General features: G+C 61.5%; 17 protein-coding genes and 1 pseudogene. 7 read left to right on the top strand and 11 right to left on the bottom strand.

Features of this window, described 5'->3' with window-relative positions:
• Position 1 precedes the first annotated feature (1 nt).
• Both OVA07_RS16520 and OVA07_RS19180 read right to left on the bottom strand, forming a co-directional pair.
• Complete coding sequence (locus OVA07_RS16520; protein WP_268172777.1) at positions 2-1,678, bottom strand: ShlB/FhaC/HecB family hemolysin secretion/activation protein; 1,677 nt, start codon at positions 1,676-1,678, stop codon at positions 2-4.
• Positions 1,679-2,111: 433 nt separating this feature from the next.
• The gene (locus OVA07_RS19180; RefSeq protein ID WP_442789674.1) at positions 2,112-2,375 is read right to left on the bottom strand and encodes a response regulator transcription factor; all 264 of its coding nucleotides are present in this window, start codon (positions 2,373-2,375) and stop codon (positions 2,112-2,114) included.
• On the opposite strand from OVA07_RS19180, the gene OVA07_RS16515 reads away from it, so the two are divergent.
• Positions 2,263-3,651 (top strand): aldehyde dehydrogenase, encoded by a 1,389-nt coding sequence (locus OVA07_RS16515; protein WP_268172776.1) that lies wholly within the window; start codon positions 2,263-2,265, stop codon positions 3,649-3,651. The genes OVA07_RS19180 and OVA07_RS16515 overlap by 113 nt on opposite strands.
• A gap of 63 nt (positions 3,652-3,714) precedes the next feature.
• Here OVA07_RS16515 and OVA07_RS16510 read toward each other — a convergent pair whose 3' ends face one another.
• The gene (locus OVA07_RS16510) at positions 3,715-4,632 is read right to left on the bottom strand and encodes a LysR family transcriptional regulator (RefSeq protein WP_268172775.1); all 918 of its coding nucleotides are present in this window, start codon (positions 4,630-4,632) and stop codon (positions 3,715-3,717) included.
• Here OVA07_RS16510 and OVA07_RS16505 point away from each other — a divergent pair.
• The gene (locus OVA07_RS16505; protein ID WP_268172774.1) at positions 4,601-5,491 is read left to right on the top strand and encodes a hypothetical protein; all 891 of its coding nucleotides are present in this window, start codon (positions 4,601-4,603) and stop codon (positions 5,489-5,491) included. The genes OVA07_RS16510 and OVA07_RS16505 overlap by 32 nt on opposite strands.
• A 6-nt stretch (positions 5,492-5,497) precedes the next feature.
• Here OVA07_RS16505 and OVA07_RS16500 read toward each other — a convergent pair whose 3' ends face one another.
• Complete coding sequence (locus OVA07_RS16500; RefSeq protein ID WP_268172773.1) at positions 5,498-6,637, bottom strand: GntR family transcriptional regulator; 1,140 nt, start codon at positions 6,635-6,637, stop codon at positions 5,498-5,500.
• A 159-nt stretch (positions 6,638-6,796) separates the two neighbouring features.
• Between OVA07_RS16500 and OVA07_RS16495 the strand changes: the two genes are divergently transcribed.
• Genes OVA07_RS16495 through OVA07_RS16485 form a run of 3 tightly spaced genes read left to right on the top strand, consistent with a single transcriptional unit; the run spans position 6,797 to position 11,192 of the window.
• The gene (locus OVA07_RS16495) at positions 6,797-8,935 is read left to right on the top strand and encodes a TonB-dependent receptor (RefSeq protein ID WP_268172772.1); all 2,139 of its coding nucleotides are present in this window, start codon (positions 6,797-6,799) and stop codon (positions 8,933-8,935) included.
• Positions 8,936-8,948: 13 nt separating this feature from the next.
• Entirely contained in the window at positions 8,949-9,470 is a 522-nt protein-coding gene (locus OVA07_RS16490) for a DUF3237 domain-containing protein (protein ID WP_268172771.1), read from the top strand.
• Positions 9,471-9,473: 3 nt separating this feature from the next.
• Positions 9,474-11,192: a tannase/feruloyl esterase family alpha/beta hydrolase gene (locus OVA07_RS16485; RefSeq protein WP_268172770.1), complete on the top strand. Its 1,719-nt coding sequence runs from the start codon at positions 9,474-9,476 to the stop codon at positions 11,190-11,192.
• A 30-nt stretch (positions 11,193-11,222) separates the two neighbouring features.
• On the opposite strand, the gene OVA07_RS16480 is transcribed toward OVA07_RS16485, so the two are convergent.
• The 4 genes and pseudogenes from OVA07_RS16480 to OVA07_RS16465 all read right to left on the bottom strand — a co-directional run bounded on the left by OVA07_RS16480 (position 11,223) and on the right by OVA07_RS16465 (position 14,184).
• Positions 11,223-11,576, bottom strand: coding sequence for a hypothetical protein (locus OVA07_RS16480; RefSeq protein WP_268172769.1), 354 nt, complete (start codon positions 11,574-11,576; stop codon positions 11,223-11,225).
• Between the two features lie 28 nt (positions 11,577-11,604).
• Positions 11,605-12,809: pseudogene (gene pcaF / locus OVA07_RS16475) on the bottom strand (3-oxoadipyl-CoA thiolase).
• 8 nt (positions 12,810-12,817) lie between these two features.
• Positions 12,818-13,597 (bottom strand): 3-oxoadipate enol-lactonase, encoded by a 780-nt coding sequence (pcaD, locus tag OVA07_RS16470; protein ID WP_268172768.1) that lies wholly within the window; start codon positions 13,595-13,597, stop codon positions 12,818-12,820.
• A complete protein-coding gene (locus tag OVA07_RS16465; protein ID WP_268173275.1) occupies positions 13,597-14,184 on the bottom strand; it encodes a 3-oxoacid CoA-transferase subunit B in 588 nt (195 codons plus the stop codon). Before OVA07_RS16465 ends, pcaD begins: the two co-directional genes overlap by 1 nt.
• 444 nt (positions 14,185-14,628) lie before the next feature.
• Between OVA07_RS16465 and OVA07_RS19110 the strand changes: the two genes are divergently transcribed.
• Together OVA07_RS19110 and OVA07_RS16450 are read left to right on the top strand one after the other, a co-directional pair.
• Positions 14,629-16,719: a methyl-accepting chemotaxis protein gene (locus OVA07_RS19110; protein WP_326493133.1), complete on the top strand. Its 2,091-nt coding sequence runs from the start codon at positions 14,629-14,631 to the stop codon at positions 16,717-16,719.
• 5 nt (positions 16,720-16,724) lie between these two features.
• On the top strand, positions 16,725-18,284 hold the full coding sequence (locus OVA07_RS16450) for a chemotaxis protein CheW (RefSeq protein WP_268172767.1): 1,560 nt from the start codon (positions 16,725-16,727) through the stop codon (positions 18,282-18,284).
• Between the two features lie 776 nt (positions 18,285-19,060).
• Here the strand turns inward: OVA07_RS16450 and OVA07_RS16445 are convergent.
• From OVA07_RS16445 to OVA07_RS16435, 3 genes are read right to left on the bottom strand one after another with little or no spacing between them, the layout of a single operon-like run.
• Positions 19,061-22,291 (bottom strand): error-prone DNA polymerase, encoded by a 3,231-nt coding sequence (locus OVA07_RS16445; RefSeq protein ID WP_268172766.1) that lies wholly within the window; start codon positions 22,289-22,291, stop codon positions 19,061-19,063.
• Entirely contained in the window at positions 22,288-23,850 is a 1,563-nt protein-coding gene (locus OVA07_RS16440; protein ID WP_268172765.1) for a Y-family DNA polymerase, read from the bottom strand. The genes OVA07_RS16445 and OVA07_RS16440 overlap by 4 nt, the downstream gene beginning before the upstream one ends.
• Positions 23,744-24,484, bottom strand: a complete 741-nt coding sequence (locus tag OVA07_RS16435; protein WP_268172764.1) for an ImuA family protein — start codon at positions 24,482-24,484, stop codon at positions 23,744-23,746. The genes OVA07_RS16440 and OVA07_RS16435 overlap by 107 nt, the downstream gene beginning before the upstream one ends.
• Positions 24,485-24,676: the final 192 nt, after the last annotated feature.

Here is a 24,676-nt window from a genome sequence, read left to right as displayed (position 1 = left end):
TTCAGAAAGAAATTGTCGCGCGGGCGAAGGCGAGAAAACCTTCGTCTGGAAGCGGGCCGCGCGCGATTGAACGGCTTCCCGTGACATCGAGATTGACCGGCCCGAAGGTCAGACCAAGACCGGCAGAAAGGCCCGCAAGCGTGCCACGTGCGCCAATGGCCGTGGCCGGGGCAACATGGCCAAGATCGAACGAGACGTGGGGGCGCAAGAACGCCTGCGCGCGCCCGACCTGCACTGGCAGCAGGCTGGAGAACTCCTGTTGCAGGTAAAAGCCGCGATCCCCGATCAGGCTGTTGTCGAAGAACCCGCGAACCGTGAAAGGCGAGCCGATGACAATCTGCTCGTTGGCATAAAGCGGATCGAGACCGTAGAGTGCCTCGAACTCTGTGGACGACGTGATGCGCACGCTGCCGGCCTGCAGCGGCACGACAAAGGCGGCGCGCGCCGTGAGCTTGTCAAATTGCGCGCGAGGCGTGTCTGCCGTTCGCACAATCGAGGAATCGTCAAGCGCGCCAAGGCCGTCAATCCCCTTGGTCCAGCCGACCCCGGCCCTGAAGCTGCCGCGCCCGATCAGGACAGACCAGTTCGCTTCAAGCGCCACTGTGGTGAGCACGCGCGAACTGACCGGAAGAAAGATGCCATTGATGAAGTTGCGATTGCGTTTGTTGGTGAGCTGTGCCGAAAGCTCAACCTTGTTGCGCGCATTGCGCCAGACCGCTGCATCGACCCGGCCGAACGCATTGGAACTCGTGCCCGTCAGCACGAAAACCGTGCCGCTGTCGGTCACCGTCTGCGATCGGTATTCGCTGTCATTGTACCCGCCGGTAAAGGTCAGCGCATTGAGTGGCATGGAAAACAGCAGGTTGTTCGAATTCGAGTCCGTGTTCGGTCTGTTTTCAAAAATGGTCTGACGCCGCGTGTAGCTCCACATCTCGTTCAGCCCCAGCGGGTCGTCGAGGATGATCGTACCGGTGCCTTGCCTTCGCCCGGTGTTGGTCTGGCCGGTGTTGTCGATCGAGCCGCTGAGGTGCAGGCGCGAATCCGCGCGGTTGGTGATCTTGACGATGCTGTATCCCGGTGCAGAACCCGGTATTATGTCCAGCGAGGCGTGGTTCGAAGCGAGCCGGTTGATCTGGTCGAGACCCTGCTCGAAGACCCGAAGGTTGAAGGCGGTGTTCCTTACAAGACCGAAGGCCGTGAAAAGGTTGACGGTGCCCTTGGCCTTGTCATCGAGGATGACCTTCTCGATCCGCCCCTCCACGATATCGAGCACCAGCACGCCCTGCGCCAGATTCTGCGGCTTGATGTAAACGCGCGTGGTGGGCCTGCTCTTCTCGATGTAATAGCGCGTGATGTCCGAGAGTAGGTTCTCCACATCACCAAGCCCCAGACAGCGCCCGATATAAGGGGCGGTCAGTCGCTCCTGCCCCTTCTCGCTCAGCAGCGGGCTGTGCTCGAATTCGATGCGGTTGATCGTTTGGCACGATCCGGGCGCGGCTTCGGCCTTTTCATGCGTTGGCACTTCGATCACGGTCTGGCTTTGCGGGCGCGTCAGAATCCGTGTCGTATCTTCATCGACCCGCTCTTGCTGCTGACGCTGGATCGTATCGGCCTGTCGGCCCGCTTCCACAGCGCCCGGTGGAAGTGCGGTTTGCGCATAAGCTGCGGCTGATGGCATCGTGGCAGCCGCAATAGCCCACAGGCTGATTGATGCGACACATGGCTTGCCAGCCAAACGACGCGCACGCGAGATCGTGTTATGAATTTTACCCCTCATGCAACACTAAGAAGAACAGTTCGCAAGGGTAGACAATCGCGACAGATTGACCCAATTCTGAAGCGATTAGTCAAAATGTACTGCTTACGAGCAATGTGTGCGAGTTAATCTGACACTACGGCAAATATAGGAATCTATATTTATAACTAAATTTCCGCCCTGATTGCAAAGGTGGCTGCCAATCGGATGGGCTGCATATGTCTCATCCTGATAATTGCAACCGCGCTTGGAGCGCGCTGGCGGTGCCGTGTCGAGACCGGCGAATTCACGGTTGTATCTTGTCAGTCTAGGAAGCGCGTCGCGCAAGACTGTGAAGCATCACGACCGGCTCACCTCACAGCAATCCGGCTTGCTCTGCCAGAAAGACTGCGCTCGTCCGGTTGATTGCCCCTGTGACTTTCAGAATCCGCTGCACGTGCCCCCGGACGGTATATTCCGAAAGACCCACCAGCCTCGCGATGGATTTGTTTGAATGTCCCTCACGTATGTGGCGCAGGATTTCCAACTGGCGATTGCTCAGGCCGGCAGCCGCCTGCGTAGCAGACGCAATGCGCGCCGCTGCTTCTGCGGGCGAGGCCTTCAAGTCGTGGTCCAACACCGGCCCCACCGAACGCAGACGCGTGCTGATGGCCGCTGCCGACCGTCTCGAAGCCAAGATCGGTGATATCTCGCAGGCGATGGCCGCAGAAGTCGGCGCATCGGGCCTGTGGGGCGGGTTCAACGTCATGGCTGCTGCCAACCTCATCCGCGAAGCCGCATCGCTGACCACCCAGATCCAGGGCGAGACGATCCCTACCGACAAGCCCGGCACCCTTTCGATGACCCTGCGCCAGCCGGTCGGCGCGATCCTGAGTATCGTGCCATGGAACGGTCCTGTCATTCTCGCATGCCGTGCCATCGCTTACCCCATTGCGTGCGGCAACACGGTCGTCTTCCGCGCCTCGGAAATGAGCCCCAAGACGCACGCGCTGATTGCCGATGCCTTCGTGGAGGCTGGCCTGCCCGAGGGTGTCTTGAACTTCGTCATTAATGCGCCCGAAGACGCCGCCGATGTGATCGATTGTCTGATCTCGCACCCGGCCATTCGCCGCGTGAACTTCACCGGATCGACCCGCATCGGACGCATCATTGCCGAGAAGTCTGGCCGCAATCTTAAGCGCTGCCTGCTCGAGCTAGGCGGCAAGGCGCCGTTCGTCGTGCTTGACGATGCCGACATTGCCGGAGCGGTAAACGCCGCAATCTTTGGTACTTTCCTGTACCAGGGCCAGATCTGCATGTCGACTGAGCGGTTCGTGGTGGATGAAGCTGTCGCCGACGAATTCGTCGCAGCATTCGCCGCGCGCGCTGCGGATCTGCTGGCAGGCGATCCAATGGTCAATCCCGCCTGCGTGATCGGCCCCATGATCGACTCCTCATCGGGCACGCGCATCAACGCCATGCTCGACGACGCCCTCGCCAAGGGTGCAAAGGTCGTCGTCGGGGGCTCGGCCAACGGCGCCGTCATGCCAGCCACGATCGTCGACCACGTCGTTCCGGGCATGACGATCTACGACGAGGAGACCTTTGGTCCCGTCACCACGATCGTCCGCGTCAAGGGCGTCGAGGAAGCGATCCGTGTCGCCAATGACACCGAGTATGGCCTTGCCGCCGCCGTCTTCGGACGTGACGCCACGCGCGCGCTTAACGTTGCCCGCCAGATCGATGCTGGCCACGTCCACGTCAATGGCGCAACCGTGCAAAACGAACCGCAAGCACCCTATGGTGGCATGAAGAACAGCGGCTACGGGCGTTTTGATGGCCGTGCCGTGATCGACGAGTTCACCGAACTCAAGTGGGTTACGGTAGAGCCTTCAGACCAGCCCTACCCGGTCTGATCCTCGCACGACGCCACGCTCGGAGATCAGGGGGCGGCCTGCCGGCTGTCCCCTTTTTTCATGTCATGATCCGGCGCGCCGAGCGATGAAGCCCTCAATGAACGTTGCAAAGGCCTTGACCCGTGGAGCCTCGGCGCGCTGCGATGCCCTCACTAGCCATAAATCGCCGCGCACACAGCGCAGGTTTGTAAGCAAGGGGACTAGGCGCCCTGCCGCCACTTCATTGGCAACTGCATAATCGGGCATTTGTGCGATCCCTAAGCCCGCCATTGCGGCTCGTGCCACTGCCTCGCCATCGTTAAACACGAGGCCGGCGGGGATTTCGCGATCGTATTCCACGCCGTCAAATGACCATCGCTCCAACATGCCGGTGGTTGGATAACGGAAGCGGATAACCTTGTGCTGCCAAAGCTCTTCCAGGGATGCCGGCATACCGCACTTGGCCAGATACGCAGGCGAGGCGCATAGCAGGAAGCGATGTTGCGCCAGCTTGCGCGCAATCAGGCCGCTGTCTTCGAGAACCCCGGTTCTGACAGCCAGATCGTAGCCACCCTCGACAAGATCGACCTTGCGATCGTCAAGGCCGATTTCCAGTTCGATGCCCGGATACTCGGCAATGAATTCGCCAAGGTTCGGCACGACCAGCATGCGTCCCAGCGTCGCCGGTAGACTGACGCGCACCCGCCCGACTGGCGCCGCGCGCTGTGCGGCCAGCATGCCCTCGATATCGCGCAAGTCGTCGAGCAGGCGGCTGGCGCGATGGTACAGTTGCTCGCCTTCGAACGTCATCATCACCTGCCGCGTGGTCCGCGTGAGCAGGCGCACCCCGAGCCGAGCCTCCATCCGCGAAACCGCCTTGCCGACAGCAGATGCCGATAGCCCGAGTCTTCTGGCCGCGGCGGCAAATCCCCCGGCCTCGACGGTCGCGACAAACGCGGTAAGGCCGGAAATGGATTCGACGCTGGCGATTGAGGACAACATGTCCGCTCTGTTCCGCGCGATGACCGTATTCCGTCAACCAGAAATATCTGCAAATGTGGACCCCGATCCGAATAAGAATGCCTGGCGGTCCGGTCGAAGTCTCACTTTTCATTCTGAGGTTTCCATGCTCATTTCCTGCACCCAATCCAAGCCACGTATGGCCGGACTGCTCGATCTCCGCCGGATCGCTGGCATCGTATTGGTGCTGGGTGCTACTACAGCGCTGGCCAAACAGCCGGTTGGACAGTTCGCCCTTGCCGACATCACCCCGCACAATGTCGATATCTCTCAGGACAGGAATGGGCTGCGCGTCTCGATGCCGCGCAAGTTCTGGCAGGACCCGGCACGCGAGAAACTCTCCGACCGCGACTTCATGGCGCTGCTTCCGGTCGACTTCTCCGACGGTACAATCGAGGCCGAGGTCAAGAGCAATGTCGATCCGCAGGCCCCGGACTTCGCGCGCGGTTTTGTTGGCTTTGCATTCCGTGTAGCGGATGGTCGTTTCGAGAAAATCTACTTGCGACCGACAAATGGCGTTGCCGACGATCAGGTCCGGCGTAACCATTCGGTCCAGTACGCTGCCTTTCCCGATTTTCGCTTCGATCGTCTGCGCGCCGAATCTCCTGAGCGCTATGAGACCGCTGCAGACATCGCACCCGGCCGCTGGATCAACGTCAGGATCGAAGTCTCCGGCGCGAAGGCGAAGCTATACCTTGACCGCCACGCCAACCCGACCCTGATCGTGAACGACCTCAAGCTGGGAGCGGACCGCAAGGGCAAGGTCGGACTATGGATCGAAAGCGGCACGATCGCGCATTTCCGCAAGATCAGGATCACGCCCGGACGGCCCACGAAGTAAGGACCGTCAGGTGGTCGTCATTATCCTTGATGCGTACTCGTAAGTGCGCATCAAGTGGGCAACTTCTTCGACTGCCCCGGAGGTTATCGCCTCGATGAGCCTGATCGTAAGGTCATGAATCGACTGCGCATCTGCCGCCGTCATCGGTGGCAGGATCGTTCTGCTTGAGTGCACTTGAAAGTAGAACAGCGTCCTGATGATGACGTGCAGCACGTCGTTGCCATGCAGATCGGCCAGAATGCGCCAGATACTCAGTTGGTGTGAATAATCGCCCTTCTCGAACTGGTCCGGACGCAGGGCCTTCTTGGCAGCTTCCAGCGGCTTGCGCGCCTGCGTTGCGAACCGTTCAGCGACCGCTTGAGCATTGATTGCATTGATAATCCAAATAAGGTCGCCCAGCCACGGTTCAGGCAATTGATTCAGCTGGAAATGCGGAAAGACGGCGCGAACAATCGCGCCCGGTGTCGGTTTGCGCAGAATAAACCCGCCTCCCCGCCCCAATTGCACTCGCACCATTTCGAGATCTTCGAGTATGCGCAGCGCTTGCAGGATCACGGGACGACCGGACGAGTGCGCCTCGGCCAATTCGTCGACCGACCCGAGCCTTGCACCCTCAACCAACCCCACGCTGTCGCGCGCCGCAACGATGATCCTGCGGGCAATCACCATGGCCCGGTTGCCCGAGGCCGCGCTGGTGGGTTGCAACGACATGTCCAGGGCCCGGTTCACGCCATTCAGCAGGTCCCGCGTCCAAGCCAATGCCGAACTGTTGCGTTCGCTCAGGTGGTGCCCCAGCAAGGCTGCTGCTCTTGCCGCATCGCTGCAATCGGCATCTATTGCATTAAGATATAGCGCAACGAGTTGGCCGGTTTCGGCCAGATCCGGCACGCGCAATTCTAGGCCTCCGCCAACGCCGCGCCGCATTGAGCCAATCCGCCGCGCCTCGAGTATGCGCAAGGCTTGGCGCACGACATTGCCCGATGCCTTGTATTCGGCCTGCAACCTGTGCTCGGGCCCGAAGATCTTTCCGCAAGTGCCATCGTGACGAACGATATCGGCCTCAAACTTGTCGGCAAGCGCCAGCGCCGCCGTCCTGCCCTTGCTGATCGGTATCTCTGTCGCGCGCTGTAGGCTTTGTGGAAACATCTGAAATGGCCGGCAGGAGGTGCTTTTTGATGGTGTCTATTTTGGGCTCTCTTTTTGCCCAAACACAACCCCTAGAGCGGAAATATCGGAGCGGCCCACAGGGAGGCGCCGCCCGAGATTTGGGGATGATGCATGACCAGCCGCATTTTTGCCCGCCTGATGGCGGGCGCCACTTTCGTCGCAATGTTCCAGGCGCCGGCATTCGCGCAGGACGCTGCCGCCGATGCCGCACTTTCGGAAATCGTGGTAACCGCGCAACGCCGTGCAGAGAACCAGCAGGACACCTCGCTCGCCGTCACGGTGATTCCGGGCGATGCACTGCAGGACCGCGGCATCCGCGATCTCACCAATCTTCAGAACGTCACGCCCGCGTTCTCGTTTGCCGACGCCGGCATCCTGAAGTTTGCCAACATCCGCGGGATCGGCCTGAACCTGCAATCGCCCACGGTCGTCTCGGGTGTCGCACTCTATCGCGACTCGCTGTTTGCGCCGAGCCCGATCTTCCTCAACGAAGGCGTGTTCGACATCGCCTCGGTCGAAGTGCTGCGCGGCCCGCAGGGCACATTCGTCGGCCAGAACTCGACCGGCGGCGCGATTATCCAGCACAGCCGCTCGCCCAAGCTTGGCGTCACCGAAGGCAATGCTGAAGTATCCTATGGCAATTACAATGCCATCGTCGCTGATGCCGGGATCAGTGTGCCGCTTGGCGAAACGGTCGCCATTCGCCTCGCTGGTCATCTCGAAAACCGCGACAGCTTCTACGACCAGATCAACCCGACAAACCGCTCTGAGCCCGGCAAGGTCGATGCCCAGGGCGGACGTCTCAGCGTGTTGTGGCAGCCTTCGACAAACCTGAAGGTGGAATGGAAGACCGAAGTCAACGCCAACAGCGGCGGAGGCTATCCATACACCCCTCTGCCCGGCACGGCCTTTGCTGCCGCAGCGCCCTCGACGCCGTTCGTGATCAATTACGATCACCCGACCAAGCAGAAGGAGTTCAGTCTCCGCACCGGTGTCGAGACGATCTACACCTTCGACGGCGGCACCAAGCTTCGCGCCGTCGTCGGCTACCAGTTCGGCAAGCAGGACTTCACCAACGACACCGATGCGACGCCCATTCCGTTCTCGTGGAATGACCAGAAAATCCAAGACAACGTCTACAGCGGCGAAGTCAACCTGATCTCGTCGGATGCGAGCGCGATCAAATGGGTTCTTGGCGCCTCGGCGGCCTACCAGACAGCGGATCTCGATCTCGGGATCAACCTTGTCGGCGGAAATTTCGTGATCGGCATCAGCACGGTCAATCCCAAGCTCTCGCTCGGCGGTTTCGGGCAAGTGACCTGGCCGATTGCGGATGGCCTTACGCTCGATACGGGCGTGCGGTTAAGCTATGACCGGCAGACGCAGCGTGGCACCTTCGCCGTCGGCGGCTTTGGCGTCGATCCTTCTAGCCCGCGCTATTCCGATACACGCGTGACCGGGAAGGTCGCACTCAATTATAAGGTCGACGACAACAATCTGCTCTACGGTTTCGTGGCTACGGGATACAAGCCGGGTGGTGTGAACGTGCCAGCCGGACTGTTCTTGGCAGAAACGGTGACCAACTACGAAGCAGGCTGGAAATCGACGATGGCTGATGGCCACATCACCACGCAGGTCAATGGCTTTTACATCGACTACAAGAACTTGCAGCTCAACATCTTCAATCCGGACACCCGCGCGAGCTCGATCACAAACGCGGGCAAATCGCGGATCTACGGCTTCGAAGCGCAGATCCAGGCGCATAGCGGACCGCTGCGGTTCGATGGCAGCCTCGCCTACGTCAATTCGCGAGTCGGAGCGCTCAGCCTGATCGACACGCGCGCGCTGCCCGGCGGCAATGCCAATAATCTCGGCGGTCAGTGCGTGACCAACTCGCCCCCGACGCCCACCGGTTGCTTCAATTACCTGCCGTTCGTGACCACGCTAGACGGGCGTCAGAACCTGTATTCGCCCGAATGGACCGCCAGTGCAGGGCTTGAATACGCGATTGACCTCGGCAATGCGCAGATCGTTCCGCGCATCGACGTAGCCTATCTCGGCAAGCAGACCACAAGCCTGTTCGAACGCCCTGTCGTTGACATGCTGGAAGCACGTACCCTCGCCAATGCGCAACTCCAGTACCGCCGCGACCGTTGGACGCTGACCGTGTTCGGCACCAACATCTTCGACAAGACCTACCGGTCAGGCAACGATGGCGATAACACTTGGTATGGTGCGCCGCGTCAGTACGGCGTGCGCGTCGGCCTCGAATTCTGATCGGAACACGCCAATGCAGAACAGCACTCCTTTCGCCGCTCTCGCGCTTGCCTTGGCATGCGTAGGTGGCGCGCCCATCCCGGCGATTGCCGCCGACGACGCCGACGCACCGCGCCTCGAATTCGCATTCGAGGAAATCGTTACCCTTGCGCCCGACATCAGGGTCGGCCCGACGTCACTTGGCAGGCGCAACATCATTCCGATCACCGGTGGCCGCTTCGAAGGTCCTAGCATCAAGGGCACAATCATTCCCGGCGGCTGGGACTGGCAACTGATCCGGCAGGATGGTTGCCTTCAGATCGAAGCCGATTACATGCTCAAGACCGATGATGGCGTCGTCATCAACGTCATCAACAAGGGCGTCGCGTGCAGGGGCGCTGATGGAAAGCCCGTTCCGCTGCGCACCCAGCCGGTGTTCGAAGCCCCGCTCGGCAAGTATGAATGGCTGGGCAAATCGGCGTTTGTCGGGACACTCGAACCCGTTCAGGAGGCTGGCGCTCCGGCTGTCCGCATCCGTTTCTACAAGGTAATCTGAACCATGGCATCGCTCCGCAAGGCCGCCCCAATATTTGCCTGTATCGGCAGTGCTCTCGTCTGGAGCAGCGCCGTTGCCGACACCGGAGATGGCGCGACGGTCGGCGCCAAAGCCGATCGCTGCGCAGCCCTTGTGGGGCTCAGCCTTCCCGGTCTGGGCCGGATCACGTCGGCTGCCCCCGGCCCCGCCGAGCTTCCCCCCGGCCCATTCGGACAGCCCGCGCTTGCACTTGCGCCGCACTGCGAGGTTAAGGGCGTGATGCAGGAGCGCCTTGGACGGCTTGGCCAGCAATACGCCATTCATTACCGGCTGCGCCTGCCCGAGAACTGGAACGGTCGGTTTCTGTTTCAGGGCGGCGGCGGCACCAATGGCGAAGTGGGCAACGCCGTTGGGGCAGACAACACAAGTGGCCCATCTGCCCTTGCGAGAGGCTTTGCCATCGTCGCGCAAGACAGCGGCCACGACAACAAACTGAATTTCGACCCCGCATGGGGCGGGCAAATCGTGTTCGGCACCGACCCCATCGCCCGCGCCAACTACGGCCATACATCGTTGCCGCTGGTCACCAAGGCAGCCAAGGCGGTGATCGCCCGCTACTATGGCAAGCGGCCCGAACACAGCTACTTCCTCGGCTGTTCAAAGGGCGGGCAGGAAGGCATGGCGGCGGCGCAGCGCTACCCCACGCTGTTCGATGGCATCGTGGCGGCAGCGCCCGGATTTGCGTTACCTCGCGCCGCGCTGAGCCAGGCATGGAGCGTGCAGCAATTCGCTGTTCTCGCGCAAGAGCAGACCGGCAAGCAAGCTACAGTCGCCTCGCTTGCTCAAACGTTTTCGCCTGCCAGCATGATGCTCGTGCGCAAGGCCGTGCTCGATACCTGCGACGCCGCCGATGGCATTGCCGATGGCATCACCACCGATTTCCGCCAGTGCCGGGGTGATCGCGTTCTGAACCGGCTTCAAGCGCAGATATGTCGACCCGGCACGGCCGCCGACTGCCTCACGGCATCGCAGGTCGATACATTGGCACGCGTCATGACCGGCCCGCGCAATGCGGCCGGACGTCCGATCTATGCGGAATGGACGTGGGACGGTGGCATCGGAAGTCCGATGTGGTCGATGTGGCGCACCGGAAACGAGCAACTGCCCGCCTTCGACGTCGCGCTGGGCGGCGCCTCCCTGCCGACGGTGTTCTCGGTGCCGCCCATGAAGGTGGGTGTCTCGCCCGACGATATCCTGGCGACGCAGCTGGGTTACCGATTCCCGGAAACCGAAGCAGTGATCTACCGCCGCGCAGGTTCGTTCCGAACGAGCGCGTGGCAAGACATCGCAATGCACTCGGCCAATCTCGATGGTTTCTTTGCGCACAGCGGCAAGCTGATGGTGCCACACGGTGTGTCGGATCCGGTATTCTCGGTCATGGATACGCTGGCATGGCGCGACCGCGTCGTGCATCGCTATGGCGCACGTACCGATGATGGTTTGCGCGTGTTTCCCGTTGCCGGCATGGCTCACTGCATGGGCGGCCCCGCCACGAGCCAATACGATGCCTTGGGGGCTTTGGTCGCCTGGGTGGAACAGGGCAAGGCCCCGGACAGCCTGCTCGCCACGGCAGATGCGCGCACGCCATGGCCGGGCCGCACGCGCCCGGTCTGCGCCTGGCCGAAGATCGCGCGCTATCGCGGCGGTGACCCTGAGCGTGCCGAGAGCTTCGCCTGCGAGTGATCGCCGACGCGCCCCGACACCACGGCAGGATCAGCGGGTAAAGCCGGAAAACGGCGTGAGATAGATCGCGCCAAAACCGTCGAGCACGGCGCGCACATCGGGCGTCGTCTCGCCGTAGACGTAAAGCTTCTCGATCCGCACGAGCGTCAGGAACGCCTCGGCAAAGGGCGCAAAGGTCTGTTGTACGTGAGGCAACAGGCCCTCGATGCGGTAGCGCTCGACGATATGGACTTGCGTGCGGGCCTCATTGACCACGTACTCGTACGTGAGCGTGTCGGCTTCCTTTGCCGTCTCGGCCACGATCTTCGCGACAAGCGCCTCAAAAGCCGGAAAGTCTGCCGGTTCGATCGCGCAGTGATAGATACTGTAAAGTTCGCCTTGCATCGCGGTATTTCCTTTGAATAACTTGAGATCAGACACGTTCGATCAGCAAAGCCAGACCCTGGCCAACACCGATAAACAGGAAGGCCAGACCATAGCGCCCGCCGGTGCGTTGCAGCTCCTCCACCGCAGTCATCGTTATACGTGCCCCGACATTCCGAGCGGATGGCCCAGCGCAATCGCGCCGCCATTGGGATTGACGCGCGTGTCTGTCAGCGGATCGATCCCGAGATCGCTGAGCGTGGCAATTGCCTAGCTGGCAAAGGCTTCATTGAGCTCGATCACATCCAGGTCACCAACAGCAAGCCCGGCGCGGGCGAGCACCTTGCGCGCAGCTTCGATCGGACCTGCTCCCATGACGCGCGGAGCAATCCCGGCGGCCGCCATGCCAATGATGCGTGCGCGCGGTGTCAGCCCGTTGGCCTTGGCAGCGGCGTCCGAAGCAATGATCATCGCAGCGGCGCCATCGTTCAGGCCCGAGGCATTGCCCGCCGTCACGGTTCCATCTGCACGCACGACCGGCTTGAGCTTGGCCAGCGCTTCAAGGCTCGTCGCGCGTGGATGCTCGTCACGTTCGAACAGCTTGGGCGGCGCCTTGCCTTGCGGAACCTCGACCGGCTCGATCTCCACGTCAAAGCGGCCCGAGGCGATGGCCGCAGCAGCCTTTTCCTGGCTTGCCAGCGCAAACCGATCCTGATCCTCGCGACTCACCTGCCACTGTTCGGCGACGTTCTCGCCGGTCTGCGGCATCGTGTCGACGCCATAAGCCGCCTTCATCGCCGGATTGATGAAGCGCCAGCCAAGTGTGGTATCCTCGATCTTCTGAGCACGGTCGAAGGCGCTGCCCGCCTTACCCATGACGTATGGCGCACGCGTCATGCTCTCGACGCCGCCCGCAACCATCAGGTCGGCGTCGCCCGAGCGGATCGCCTGCGCGGCAAGTCCGATGGCGTTCAGCCCGGATGCGCAGAGGCGATTGACGGTGACGCCCGGAACCGTTTCGGGCAGCCCGGCCAGAAGCACGGCCATGCGCGCGACGTTGCGGTTGTCTTCTCCCGACTGGTTGGCGCAGCCGAGGATTACATCATCCACCTGTGCCCAATCGAGGTCCGGATTGCGCTTTGCCAACGCGCGAAGCGGCAGCGCTGCGAGGTCGTCGGCGCGCACGCTGGCCAGCGATCCATTGAGCTTCCCGACAGGGGTGCGGATGGCATCACAGATGAAAGCGTCGGTCATCGAGCGGTTCAATCCTTCAGAAATTCGAGCATGGTCTCGGCCAGAAGCCGCGGTGCCTCGATCGGAGCGAGGTGCGCAGCTGGCAAAGCCGCATGGTTTGCTCCGGGAATCTGGGCAAGCAGGTATTCACCGTGGCCTTCAAAGGGCGTGGAGGTGTCACGGTCGCCCGTCACTACCAGCGTCGGACAGCCGATCTGGCCAATCCGTGATGCCAGATCCATATCGCGGATCGCTGCCGCGCATCCGGCATACCCGGAAGCTGCCATGCTCACCAGCTGGCGGCGGATCGTCTGCGCCACTGCAGGCTCGGAGGCAATGAATTCGGGTGAAAGGAACCGTCCCATTGCGAGTTCAGCAATAGCGTTCATGCCTTCACCACGCACCTTTGCCACGCGGTCGCTCCAAGCGGTCTTGTCCATCGTTGCCGAAGTGCAGACCAAAGACAGCGCCGCGACGCGATCGGGCCGTGCGAGCGCCATCTCCATTGCAATCATTCCGCCCAGCGATACACCCGCCACTACTGCAACCGAGATTCCAGAGGCATCCATGGCACCGAAGATGTCCTCGGCAAGGCCTGCCATGGTGTAATCCTGGTCGGCGACATCCGATGCGCCATGCCCCCGCGTGTCTACGCGCAGGAGCCGGTGGCTCTGCCGCAGCAGCGGTAGCGCACCGTCCCACAAGTCCATGTCCGTGCCGATGGAACTGAGCAGCACCAACGCGGGCGCGTCGTCACGCCCTGCGAGCTTCCAGTAGACGCGCTTTCCCGCTTCCCCGCTGAACGGCATCAGCCCTGCGCTCCTTGGGCAAATGTCGAAACGTCGAGCGGGGCGCCAGTCTTGGCGACGACCTCGGCAACTGTAACCCCCGGCGCCAGTTCGACGAGCGTCAGTCCGCCCGCCTTGCGGTCAACCGCGATCACAGCCAGGTCCGAGACGATCAGGTCCACCACCCGCCGCCCGGTCAGCGGCAGGCTGCACGCCTCGAGAATCTTGGGCGCGCCGGACTTCGACACGTGGTCCATCACGACAGCGATGCGCTTGACCCCGGCGACCAGGTCCATAGCCCCGCCCATGCCCTTCACCATCTTGCCGGGAATGGTCCAGTTGGCGAGGTCGCCGTTTGCGGCAACTTCCATCGCGCCCAGTACGGCCATGTCGATATGGCCCCCCCGGATCATCGCGAAGCTGTCGACCGAAGAGAAGAAGCTCGACGTGGGCAGCGCGGTGATGGTCTGCTTGCCCGCATTGATCAGGTCCGGATCGGCCTCGCCCTCATAAGGGAACGGACCGATGCCGAGCATGCCGTTCTCGCTCTGCAGCGTGACCTTGATGCCTTCGGGCACGTGGTTTGCCACCAGCGTCGGAATGCCGATGCCGAGGTTGACGCCGAAAGCTTTCCCTGTCCCACGCGAGGGACAAGAACCGCTTTATACTTCGTCACACGAAGCGGCGTTTCGCGTCCGGTAGCACGCGACCAATGCCCGTTGTTACCACCCGGCACTATGACCGCCCGCTTATACCTAAACTGTCGCTGGCATAGCATTAAGATCTGGCGAGCAGACGCCAGCATAGCTGACTTTGCGCAATCAGGGTTTGCTCTTCAATTCTTGCACTAATCTCAAATCTGCACTGTCACGCTAGACCAGATTGGGTCGGAAAGTGCTTTAATAGCGACTTATAAGCAATCGTCCTGATTGTCTTGCCACGAGATGCCAATCTCTCCCGTGGCAACACACCACAACGCGAATTGCGATGGCCGGGACCAACCATTCGTCGCAATTTGAACATTCGTGGGGAATGGCAGAAGGTAATGCGGCATGAAGATCGACAAGGTGGATGTGGCAGCGGCCATTGCTGGTGATACCGGCGACCGGCAGACTCTGTTGGCGATCGACCACGCCTTTGCCATGATCGAATTCGACACGGGGGGCACGATCCTGCGCGCCAACACCCGTTTCCTCGATCTCATGGGCTATACCGCCGAAGAACTGATTGGCCAGCACCACAGCCAGCTTTGCGAAAAGCAGTTTGCAAGCTCTGCGGCTTACCGCACACTGTGGGAAAATCTGGCCAAGGGCGAAGAACAACAGGGCGAATTCTGTCGCCGCCGCAAGGATGGCAGCCAGGTATGGCTTCAGGCCAGCTACAACCCGGTCAAGGATGACAGCGGTGCCACGCTGCGCATCCTCAAGATTGCCATGGATGTCACGCAGCAACGCCTTGAGGCGCTTGCCGCAGCGGGTAAGCTGGCGGCAATCGAAAACGCGCAGGCGATGGTCGAATTCGACCTGTCCGGCAAGATCACATCCGCCAACGAACTCTTCCGCACGATGAAGGGGTTCGAACCGGGGCAGGAGAGCAACTTCACCCACCGCGACTTGTGCGACCCGGCCTTTGTAAAGACTGAGGAATATGCAAAATTCTGGGACCGCCTGATCAAGGGTGAGGCCATTTCCGGGGTATTCAAACGCCGCAGCATTTCGGGCGCCGACGTGTGGATTCACGCCTCCTATGCCGCAATTCTGGACCTGACCGGAAAACCCCGACGCATTGTGCAGTTCGCGCACGACATCACCGACCAGCGCCGCCGCGATGCCGAATCCGAAGGCAAGGTGCGCGCCATCGAGCGCGCGCAGGCCGTCATCGAGTTTGACCTTGACGGCAATGTTCTGGATGCCAACGCCAATTTCCTGACCCTGATGGGCTACCACATTGAGGAAATTCGCGGTCGCCACCACCGCATATTCTGCGATGTCTCTGCTATCCAAGGCGAAGACTATCGCGCCTTCTGGGACAAGCTGGGTCGAGGCGAATTTGAAACCGGTGAATACAAGCGCCGGCGCAAGGATGGCCGCGAGGTCTGGATTCAAGCATCCTACAACCCGATCTTCGATACCAGCGGCAAGCCGGTCAAGGTCGTCAAGTTCGCCTCAGACGTCACCGAGGAGAAACTGCGCAGCAACGAGTTCTCGGCCAAAGTCGATGCCATCGGCCGCAGCCTTGCCACCATCGAATTCGATCTTGATGGCAAAGTCATAAGCGCAAACGACAATTTCCTGCGCACCATCGGCTATTCGCTGCGCGAGATCGTCGGTCAGCACCATTCGATGTTCTGCTCGCCCGACTATATCCGGAGTGCTGAATATCGCGATTTCTGGATGAAGCTCAATGCAGGCCAGTTTCATTCGGGCCGCTTCCATCGCGTAGGCAAATATGATCGCGATATCTGGATTCAGGCGACCTACAACCCGATCTTCGATCTGACGGGAAATCCCGTGCGCATCGTGAAGTACGCTTTCGACGTGACCGAACAAGTGCAGATGGAAACGGCCATCACGGAACGCGCGCACGAAATGAACCTGCTTTCGACGCAGCTTTGCAAATCGATTGCGGAAATCACCGGTTCGACCGAACAGGCACTTTCGCTTTCGCTGCAAACCCGCGTCAATGCCGAAGAGGGCGAGGCCACGCTCGGCTCGGCTATCGAGTCCATCGAATTGATCCAGAAGTCCGCCAGTTCTATTTCCGAAATCGTGCGGATAATCAGCGAGATTGCGGGGCAGACCAACCTGCTGGCTTTCAATGCCGAAATCGAGGCCGCCCGCGCCGGCGAACACGGCGTGGGCTTCTCTGTGGTGGCGGGCGAAGTGCGCAAGCTGGCAGAGCGCAGCTCCACCGCCGCGCGTGACATTGCGCGCCTGATCGATCAGTCCAACGCGCAGGTGGGTGAAGGCACCGATCGTTCGCGCATGGCCCGCAATGCCTTTTCCGACATCGTGGCCAGCGTGCAGCAGACCAATTCGGCGATCGAGGCGATCACGCGCCTTGCCGCCAATCAGGCGCAGTTGACCGAAAATGTCGTCGGCCAGATCTCGCAGCTGTCCGCCACCACCAGCATCGCGGCCTGAATTCGGTGACTGCCGTGCTGCAACCGGGCACACACGACACCCTGTACGGCCTGATCCGGCTTGCCGGGCTGTGCGCGGCACTTCCTGTTGCCGCCATCCGCGAAGTTGTGCCCTGCCCCTCACAGCTCTGTCCTTTCCCCGCATCCCGTGCAGACATACTGGGCGCGGTTGAACTACGGGGCGAAGTCATTCCGGTGATCGACCTTGCCCGCGCGCTGACCAGCGCCTCGGCAAATGGTGGCAGGGTTGAGGCAGACGATCACTCGATTATCGTGATCCTGCGGCATGAGCAGCACGTCTTTGCAGTTCTGGCTGATGGCATTCTCGGCGTCATGCCGCTCACCTCGCGCGAAATCAGCCCGCTCGGCCACAGCGCGGCGAACGGAGAGGAGCGCCTGTTCTTCAGCACCTTTCGCGTTGAGGTTCATAACGGTGTCGTGCTGGATCCGGCCGCAATCATCGCGCTGCCCGGCATGGTAACCGCCACCGATCGCAGCGCGCGCAAAGACGACGCCCGTCAGATCGATGAGCCGATCCTCGTGTTCATGGTCGCCGGTCTGCGGCTTGCCCTGCCCGCCAGTTGCGTCGATGCTAGCCTGCCCCGCGCCGATCTTTTACCAACGCCGACGGAAACCGATCTGTGGATCGCACAACGTGAATACAAAGGCGCGGAAATCCCGGTAATCGATACGTTGCACCTGCTTGGTCACGGCTCGCTTCCCGCAGGGCGGCGCAACGGTGCCAGCATTGTCGTGCGCACGCAGTTGCCCGATCCTGCTCCGCCAGGTTGGACAGAACCCTTCGGCCTCGTCGCACTTCTGATCGATTCCGTTGATGATATCGGACGGTTCGCCGCCCGTTGTTTTGCGCCATTGCTGCAGGATGCCGTAGCCGGTGCTGTTCTTTCGCGCGGAATGCTCGAAACGGCTGAAGGCAGTGCGCTTCTGATCAATGCGCAAAAGCTTTCTGCGCACGAAGGCCTGCGCAATCTGGGTGTGATCCGCAACGTACCCGAACACGCGAAGGCCTCGGTCCAGTCCGCGCAAAACGACGACCGGGCTACGCGCACGTCCGAAAAGCCGTTCCTTGTCTTCTCGGTTGGTGAACAGCGTTTCTCCACCCCGCTTGCAGCGGTCGAGGAGATCCTCCTTGCACAAACCGCGATCCTGCCTATGCCACCTGGGAATTGCGGCATGATCGGCCTGTTCGCATCGCGCGGGCACTGCGTCCCGCTGCTTGATCTCACGCACGTGCTGGGCGATGCCGCCACGCGCGAAGGACGCTACATCATCGTCACGCGCAGCGATCATCCCGAAGGCCTGCGCCGTGCAGGATTTCGCGTCGACGAACTACACTCGGTAGATCGCAAGGTGCTGCAAAAAATTGCTTCAAAAGATCAGTCCGCGCAACTGCCTGGTCTCCCCGGCCCAACGATCCGCCTGAGTGACGGTCACGCCTGCACAGTGCTTGACCTCGCGGGAACAGCCGAACGACTGCTGAACGCCAACACGGCTCTGAAGCTGGGCCATTCGAATAAATGCGATAGTATCAACAGTATCGCCTAAGTCAAAAGGAGGCAGTCTGGGACTGCCGAGACAATGAATGGCCATCATCCGATTTCAGGTAAATTAGAGGGTTCTCCGACGCCAAGTGGGCCATTCAGAATTTCTGGGATTTTGCTTTATCCAACCGTCAAGACCCGGCCTGATCAAACAGTTGGACGGGCGAAAAATCCTTCAATCTGTCACGATGTGGCAGGCTTGCTGTCACCAGGAATGAGACCTGTGCGCGGGTTGGCATAGACAGGAGCACTGGTTGCTGACTCTATGGGCTTTCCGAGGAAGAAAGGCGACCGAACGCTAGACCTTGGATGGTGGGCAGCTGAACGATGTCACCTTCTTCGGCGGCATTGCGCCAGGCAAGCCGTTGGTGAAAGAGCGCAGTAAAAAGCGTGATCCGCTGTCTAAGTTCACCAAGAACACACTTCTCGTCAAAGTCCCCGAACTGCTCGAGGGGACCTATCGGACCTAGAAGGATCTGACGGCTTTTAAGCTGCTCTACACCGAGCCTGAGCCATTACGGCAAGGTTGTGGGCGATTTTCGTGCTTTGGCCGACAGCGCACAGATGCGTTGATCCTGTCAGCCACAGCGATGCGCAGCGCGTGCCTGTAGGGCTTCTTATCGAGCATTACGATGTTGGTCGTCTCCGTCACAATGGGGCCGACCAAGACAACCAGGCCCATCATTGATTTCAGTCATTCAGGCAATATTCGGCGGCACCTGAAGCAACGGCGGGTTCCGACAACTTGACCACGTACTCGCAACGGCCGCTATGTTGGCGTCAATGGAAGTCCCGTGATTTCGGCAGGATTTTAACATCGCGGGGATGGCCGTGGGCGCGTTGGGGGTGATGGATCTCGTCGCCGCGTGAAGTGGAGGGCCTGACAGGCTTGTGCTCCGTCAGGCGGTTGAGAAGATCGGTACGGTCCACGATCCGCGCGGCCATCAGGTGGACCACACCTTCCTTGCTTCTCTGGATTTCGCCCTCGATCAGCATCAGGCGGGCAGCCATCACCGCGCGGCGCTGCTTGTCGAGATCGCGCGACCAGAGCAGAGCGTTGATGATGCCGGTTTCGTCCTCGATCGTGATGAACACCGCGTTGCCCTTGCCGGGACGCTGGCGGGTCAGGACCACGCCTGCGACACGGACCTTGCGACCATCGGGTGCCGCGTTGGCATCGGCGCAGGTCAGCACGCCTTTGCGGGCAAGGGCATCGCGCAAAAACTGCATGGGATGGCCCTTCAGCGAAAGGCGCGCGGTCTGATAATCCGCCACCACATCTTCTGAAAGCGGCATGGCGGGCAGGTGCGCGACGGGTTCGTTGCCGAGTTCGGGGGCATTGGCAAATGTGAACAGCGGCAATTGCGTGGGCGGCATCCGGCGCACATCCCATAGGGCATTGCGGCGCGAAGATGCCAGCGATCCGAAAGTGTCTGCATCGGCCAGCTTGCGCAAAGCCGGGGCGGGCACCGCCGCGCGGCGAGCGAGGTCTTCGATCGAGGCGAAGCTGCCCTTCTGGCGAGCCTGTACGACACCGTCGGCCCAGTCTTTGCGGAAACCGTCGATCCTGGAAAAACCAAGCCGCAGTGCAAGCGGACCGTCCTCAGGCCCTTCGAGCGTGCAATCCCAATCGCTGGCGTTCACGTTCACCCCGCGCACTTCGACACCATGCTCCTGTGCGTCGCGCACCAATTGTGCAGGCGCGTAAAAGCCCATCGGCTGGCTGTTGAGCAACGCGCAGGTGAACGCTGCGGGATGGTGGCATTTGAGCCATGACGAGACGTAGGCCAGCCACGCGAATGCCTGCGCGTGGCTTTCGGGAAAGCCGTATTCACCGAAGCCTTTGATCTGCTGATAGCAGCGTTCGGCAAAGTCGCGTTCATAGCCGCGCTTCACCATGCCCTCGATCAATAATTCCTCGTAGTTGTGCACCGTCCCATGATTGCGGAAGGTTGCCATGGCGCGCCGCAGGCCGTCTGCTTGGTCGGGTGTGAAGCCGGCCGCCACGATGGCCAGCTTCATTGCCTGCTCCTGAAACAACGGCACGCCCAGCGTTTTGCCCAACACCTCGCGCAGCTCGTGTTGATCGTACGGCGGCGCTGGGCTTGGAAAGATCACGGTTTCCTCGCCATTGCGCCGCCGCAGGTAGGGGTGGACCATACCGCCCTGAATGGGGCCAGGGCGGACGATCGCCACCTGAATGACCAAATCGTAAAGCTTCCTGGGCTTCATGCGCGGCAGCATGGCAATCTGCGCGCGGCTTTCGACCTGGAAGGTGCCGATGCTGTCGCCTCGGCAGAGCATGGCATAGGTCGCCGGGTCTTCCAGCGGCACGTTCTGGAGATTGTAATCACCCAACCCATGCGTGCGCAGGAGGTCAAAGCTTTTGCGGATCGCGGTGAGCATTCCCAGCGCCAGCACATCCACCTTCATCAGCCCCAGCGCGTCGATGTCGTCCTTGTCCCATTCGATGAAGGTACGGTCGGGCATGGCGGCATTGTGGATCGGCACCAGTTCATCCAGCCGCCGCTCCGTCAGCACGAAACCGCCGACGTGCTGCGAGAGGTGGCGTGGGAAGGTCAGCACCTGATCGACCAGCGCCTTCAGCCGCGCGATGGTGGGGTTGGTGATGTCCAACCCGGCTTCGGCCACGCGCGCTTCGGGCACATCATCGCCCCAGTTACCCCAGATGGTCGAGGCAAGCCGCGCAGTTACATCCTCGGTCAGTCCCAGAGCCTTGCCCACTTCGCGCAGAGCGCTGCGGGGGCGGTAATGAATGACAGTCGCAGCTATACCGGCCCGTTCGCGGCCATAACGGGCGTAGATATACTGCATGATCTCCTCACGGCGCTCATGCTCGAAATCCACATCAATGTCGGGCGGCTCATCGCGCTGTTCGGACAGGAAGCGCGAGAACAACAGCTTTTCGTGCACAGGGTCAATGGACGTGATGCCCAGGAAATAGCAGACTAGCGAATTGGCGGCACTGCCCCGGCCCTGGCACAGGATTGGCGGATCGAGGCTGCGGGCGTGACGCACGATATCGTGCACGGTGAGGAAATAAAAAGCGTAGTTCTTCTGGCGGATGAGGGCGAACTCCTGATCCAGCACGGCCCGGTAGGCTTCGGGCAGGCCGCCGGGGAAAAGTGTGCGCCCGCCCTCCTGCACCAGATGTTCCAGCCAGGCTTGAGGCTGCCAGCCCTCGGGCACCGGCTCGTGCGGATATTCGTATTGCAGGTGATCCAGCGTGAACTCTATCCGCGAAAGGATATCTGCGCTGGCCGCCAGGGCTTCCGGGTGATGGCAAAACAGGCGTGCCATTTCAGTGTTTGGTTTGAGGTGACGTTCGGCATTGGCGAGCAGGCGGCGCCCCGCCTCGGCAATGGTCACCCCTTCACGTATGCAGGTAAGTATGTCGTGCAGGGGCCGCGCATCGGGATGATCGTAGAGCGCATCGCAAGTGGCGAGCAGGGGCACGCCACAACTCACGCCCAGCGCTTGCGCTTCGGCCAGCCGCCGTGCATCGGCACCGCCGCGCTGCATCATCACGGCCAGCCACACTGTGCCGGGGCGCGCTTCGGCCAGCCGTTCCAACACCGCCCGATCTTGGCCCGTGGCGATCAACAGCAGATCGTCGGCGTGATCGAGGAGATCGGTCAGGTAGAGCGTACAATCGCCCTTTTCCGCGCGGCGGTTGCCCAACGTCAGCAGCCGCGTGAGCCTGCCCCAGCCAGCGAGTGTGGCGGGATAGGCAACGATGTCCGGTGTATTATCGGCAAAGACCAGCCGGGCACCTACCGCCAACCGGAAGCCGCTCGCCAGTCCGCCAACCTCGCGCCAGGCGACATGCGCGCGGACTACCCCCGCCACGGTATTGCGATCGGCTATGCCGATGCCGGCCATGCCCAAAGCATGCGCGCGCGCCACCATCTGCGCAGGATGCGATGCTCCGCGAAGGAAGCTATAATTTGTGGCGGCGATCAATTCGGCAAAGGGCTGGGGCGCGGTCATGCGAACAACCCATGCAAATACCAGCGAGGATCGGGCTTTTCGTCATAAAGCCCGTGGCGGAATATCCAGTAGCGCCGCCCGCGCACATCTTCGACACGGTAATAATCGCGGGTGAGCCCTCCTTTGCCAGAGGCCTCATCGCCTTTGCGCCGCCACCATTCCGACGCGATCCGCTCCGGTCCTTCGTAAAGGCGCACTTCGTGTAGTTTGCACTGCCAGCGGAAGCGGTGGGGCGGGCCATCAGGCACTTGCGCGATGACTTCCACCTGCTGAGGCGGATCGAACAGGAACAAAGGGCGCATCGGTGGTTCGCCTTCCGGCGATTTGGGCCAATGCACGGGTGCTCTCGCGGATATCGCAGGCAAGGCAAGCTGGGCCTGTTCGGGAATATGGCTGTCCTGCGGGACCAGCCGGCACAAACTGACCGGCCCCAGTCGGGTGCTCAACCGGTCGACAAGGTCGGCCAGCGCCGCCGTGTCCTTTTCGCTGTCATCAAGCGTGGGCTGGTTTGCGGCAAGCGGCTCGGTAACCGGCAGGAACAGCGAGATGCTGTCATAGCCGAAGCCGGGGTCGAGCGGATCAACCAAGGCACCAATGCGTTCATCGAACAGGCGCAATACCGGTGCGGGATCACGCGTGGGCAGGCCCGTTTCGATCGCCAGTCGATGGCGCGCACCGTCGCTGCGAAACAGCGTCAATACAAAGCGCCGCCCGCCAAGGCCGCGGTCCTCCAAGGCGCACGCCGCATCACGCAACAGATCGAGGAAACAGGCGGCAATGCTCGCCTGATGCGCAATCGGTTCGGCAAAACGACGCTCGAAATGCAGCGGCTCGGGTTGCACAAGCGGATCAATCGGGGCGTGCTCTTCGCCCAGCAGGCGGCGCAGCGCGGTCACCGCATCTGCACCAAAGCGCGCCGCGATGCTGGCCACAGCTCGCGACGCGACATCGCCGATGGTCTTCAATCCTGCACGTCTAAGCGCAAGGGTTGCCTCGTTTTCTAGCCCCAGTGCAAAAACCGGTAGCCCGCGCAGCGCCTGTCGCTCATCCATGATGGGCAAACGCGCATAGCGCGCCAGAGCCTGCGCGCCTTGCGCGGTGGAGGCCACTGCCATGCGTACGTTCATCCCGATCGCGGTGAAGGTTTCCTCGGCTTGCGCAGCAAGGCCCGCTTCGCCGCCAAACAGGTGTTCGCTGCCTGCAATGTCCAGCGTGATGCCATCTGGTGGCGCAACAGCGACGCGCGGTGACCAGCCGATGCAGTGTTCGGCCAGCCGCTGCAGCCAGTGTCGATCGGCGTCCTCGTCCATATCGGCAACGATCAGGCCGGGATGCAGCGCCCGCGCATCCGCCAGCGTCATGCCGGGGACGACACCGAGCGCCTGCGCAGCACCATCGACTGCGCACAGGCGCAACGCACCCTTGATCTTGGCTGTCAGTACACGCGGAGTGTCAGGCAGCCCACCGGTCGTCTCCTCCTGAATCCGCAGCCGGTCGGTGGGCAGGAGGGGAAACCACAGCGCCAGATAGCGCCGCTTCACGGAACATACGTCGGTCACGGTCCCACTCCAGCCGCCAGTCGAGGCCACAAGGGCCCGAACGCTGACGTAGCAAGGTTACATCGAAGGTCGGCCCTCCCGGCGCGTTGCCGGGCAACGCATGCGAAGGCGCGGCGGCCACCCGCCAGCGAGTCTGCGCCGCGCTGGGCACAGGGGTTGCTTCATGCCGCAAGAGCAGCAATGGCACGCCCGATTTCTCTGCGGCCAGCGCAAGGCGGCGACTGGCGGTCAAATCCAGTTCGCGCATCACGCCCCAGCCCTCCATGATCACCGCCCCCAAAGCCGCGCAGCGCAAGGCATCGACGGCGGCACGCAGCAAAGACATGGAATCGGGCATCACGCCCACCAGTTCACGGCCCGGTGTGCCACCCAGTTCGGTCCAGCCATGGGCCTGCAATACCCCGCTCATGCGTGCAGCCCGCTGCGCTCTCAGCCACAGCACGGTGCCGCCCGAAGCAGTCATGCCCGTTGCCACGCTCACGACAAATCCCGCCGCGCTCGCCGCATCGTCGCCTTCGGTTGCATAGAATTCATGAACACGCCCCCGCGCCAGCCCGCCGCCCAGCGCGGCATCGAGCGAGGCAATGCCGAACGGGCACCGACAAGCCTCCAACGGCTCCGCGCTCTCGCGCATCAGGGATGAAGCGATTCTCATATGTTCATATTATGTTCTTATTATGGAGGAGATCAAGCTGTCGTTCCAACGTTTCCCTTCGGTCATCCAGACCACAGGCTGTTGATTGCCACTGAGAATTGACCCGGGATTTCCATCGAGAATTGGCTATGCCTCACTTTTGCTGCTGGTATGATAGAGTTTGAGTAGCCC

This window comes from Novosphingobium sp. SL115 (genome assembly GCF_026672515.1).
GTDB lineage: Bacteria > Pseudomonadota > Alphaproteobacteria > Sphingomonadales > Sphingomonadaceae > Novosphingobium.
Note: the sequence above shows the minus strand (reverse complement) of the source record. Positions and strands in the feature narration are given on the sequence as shown.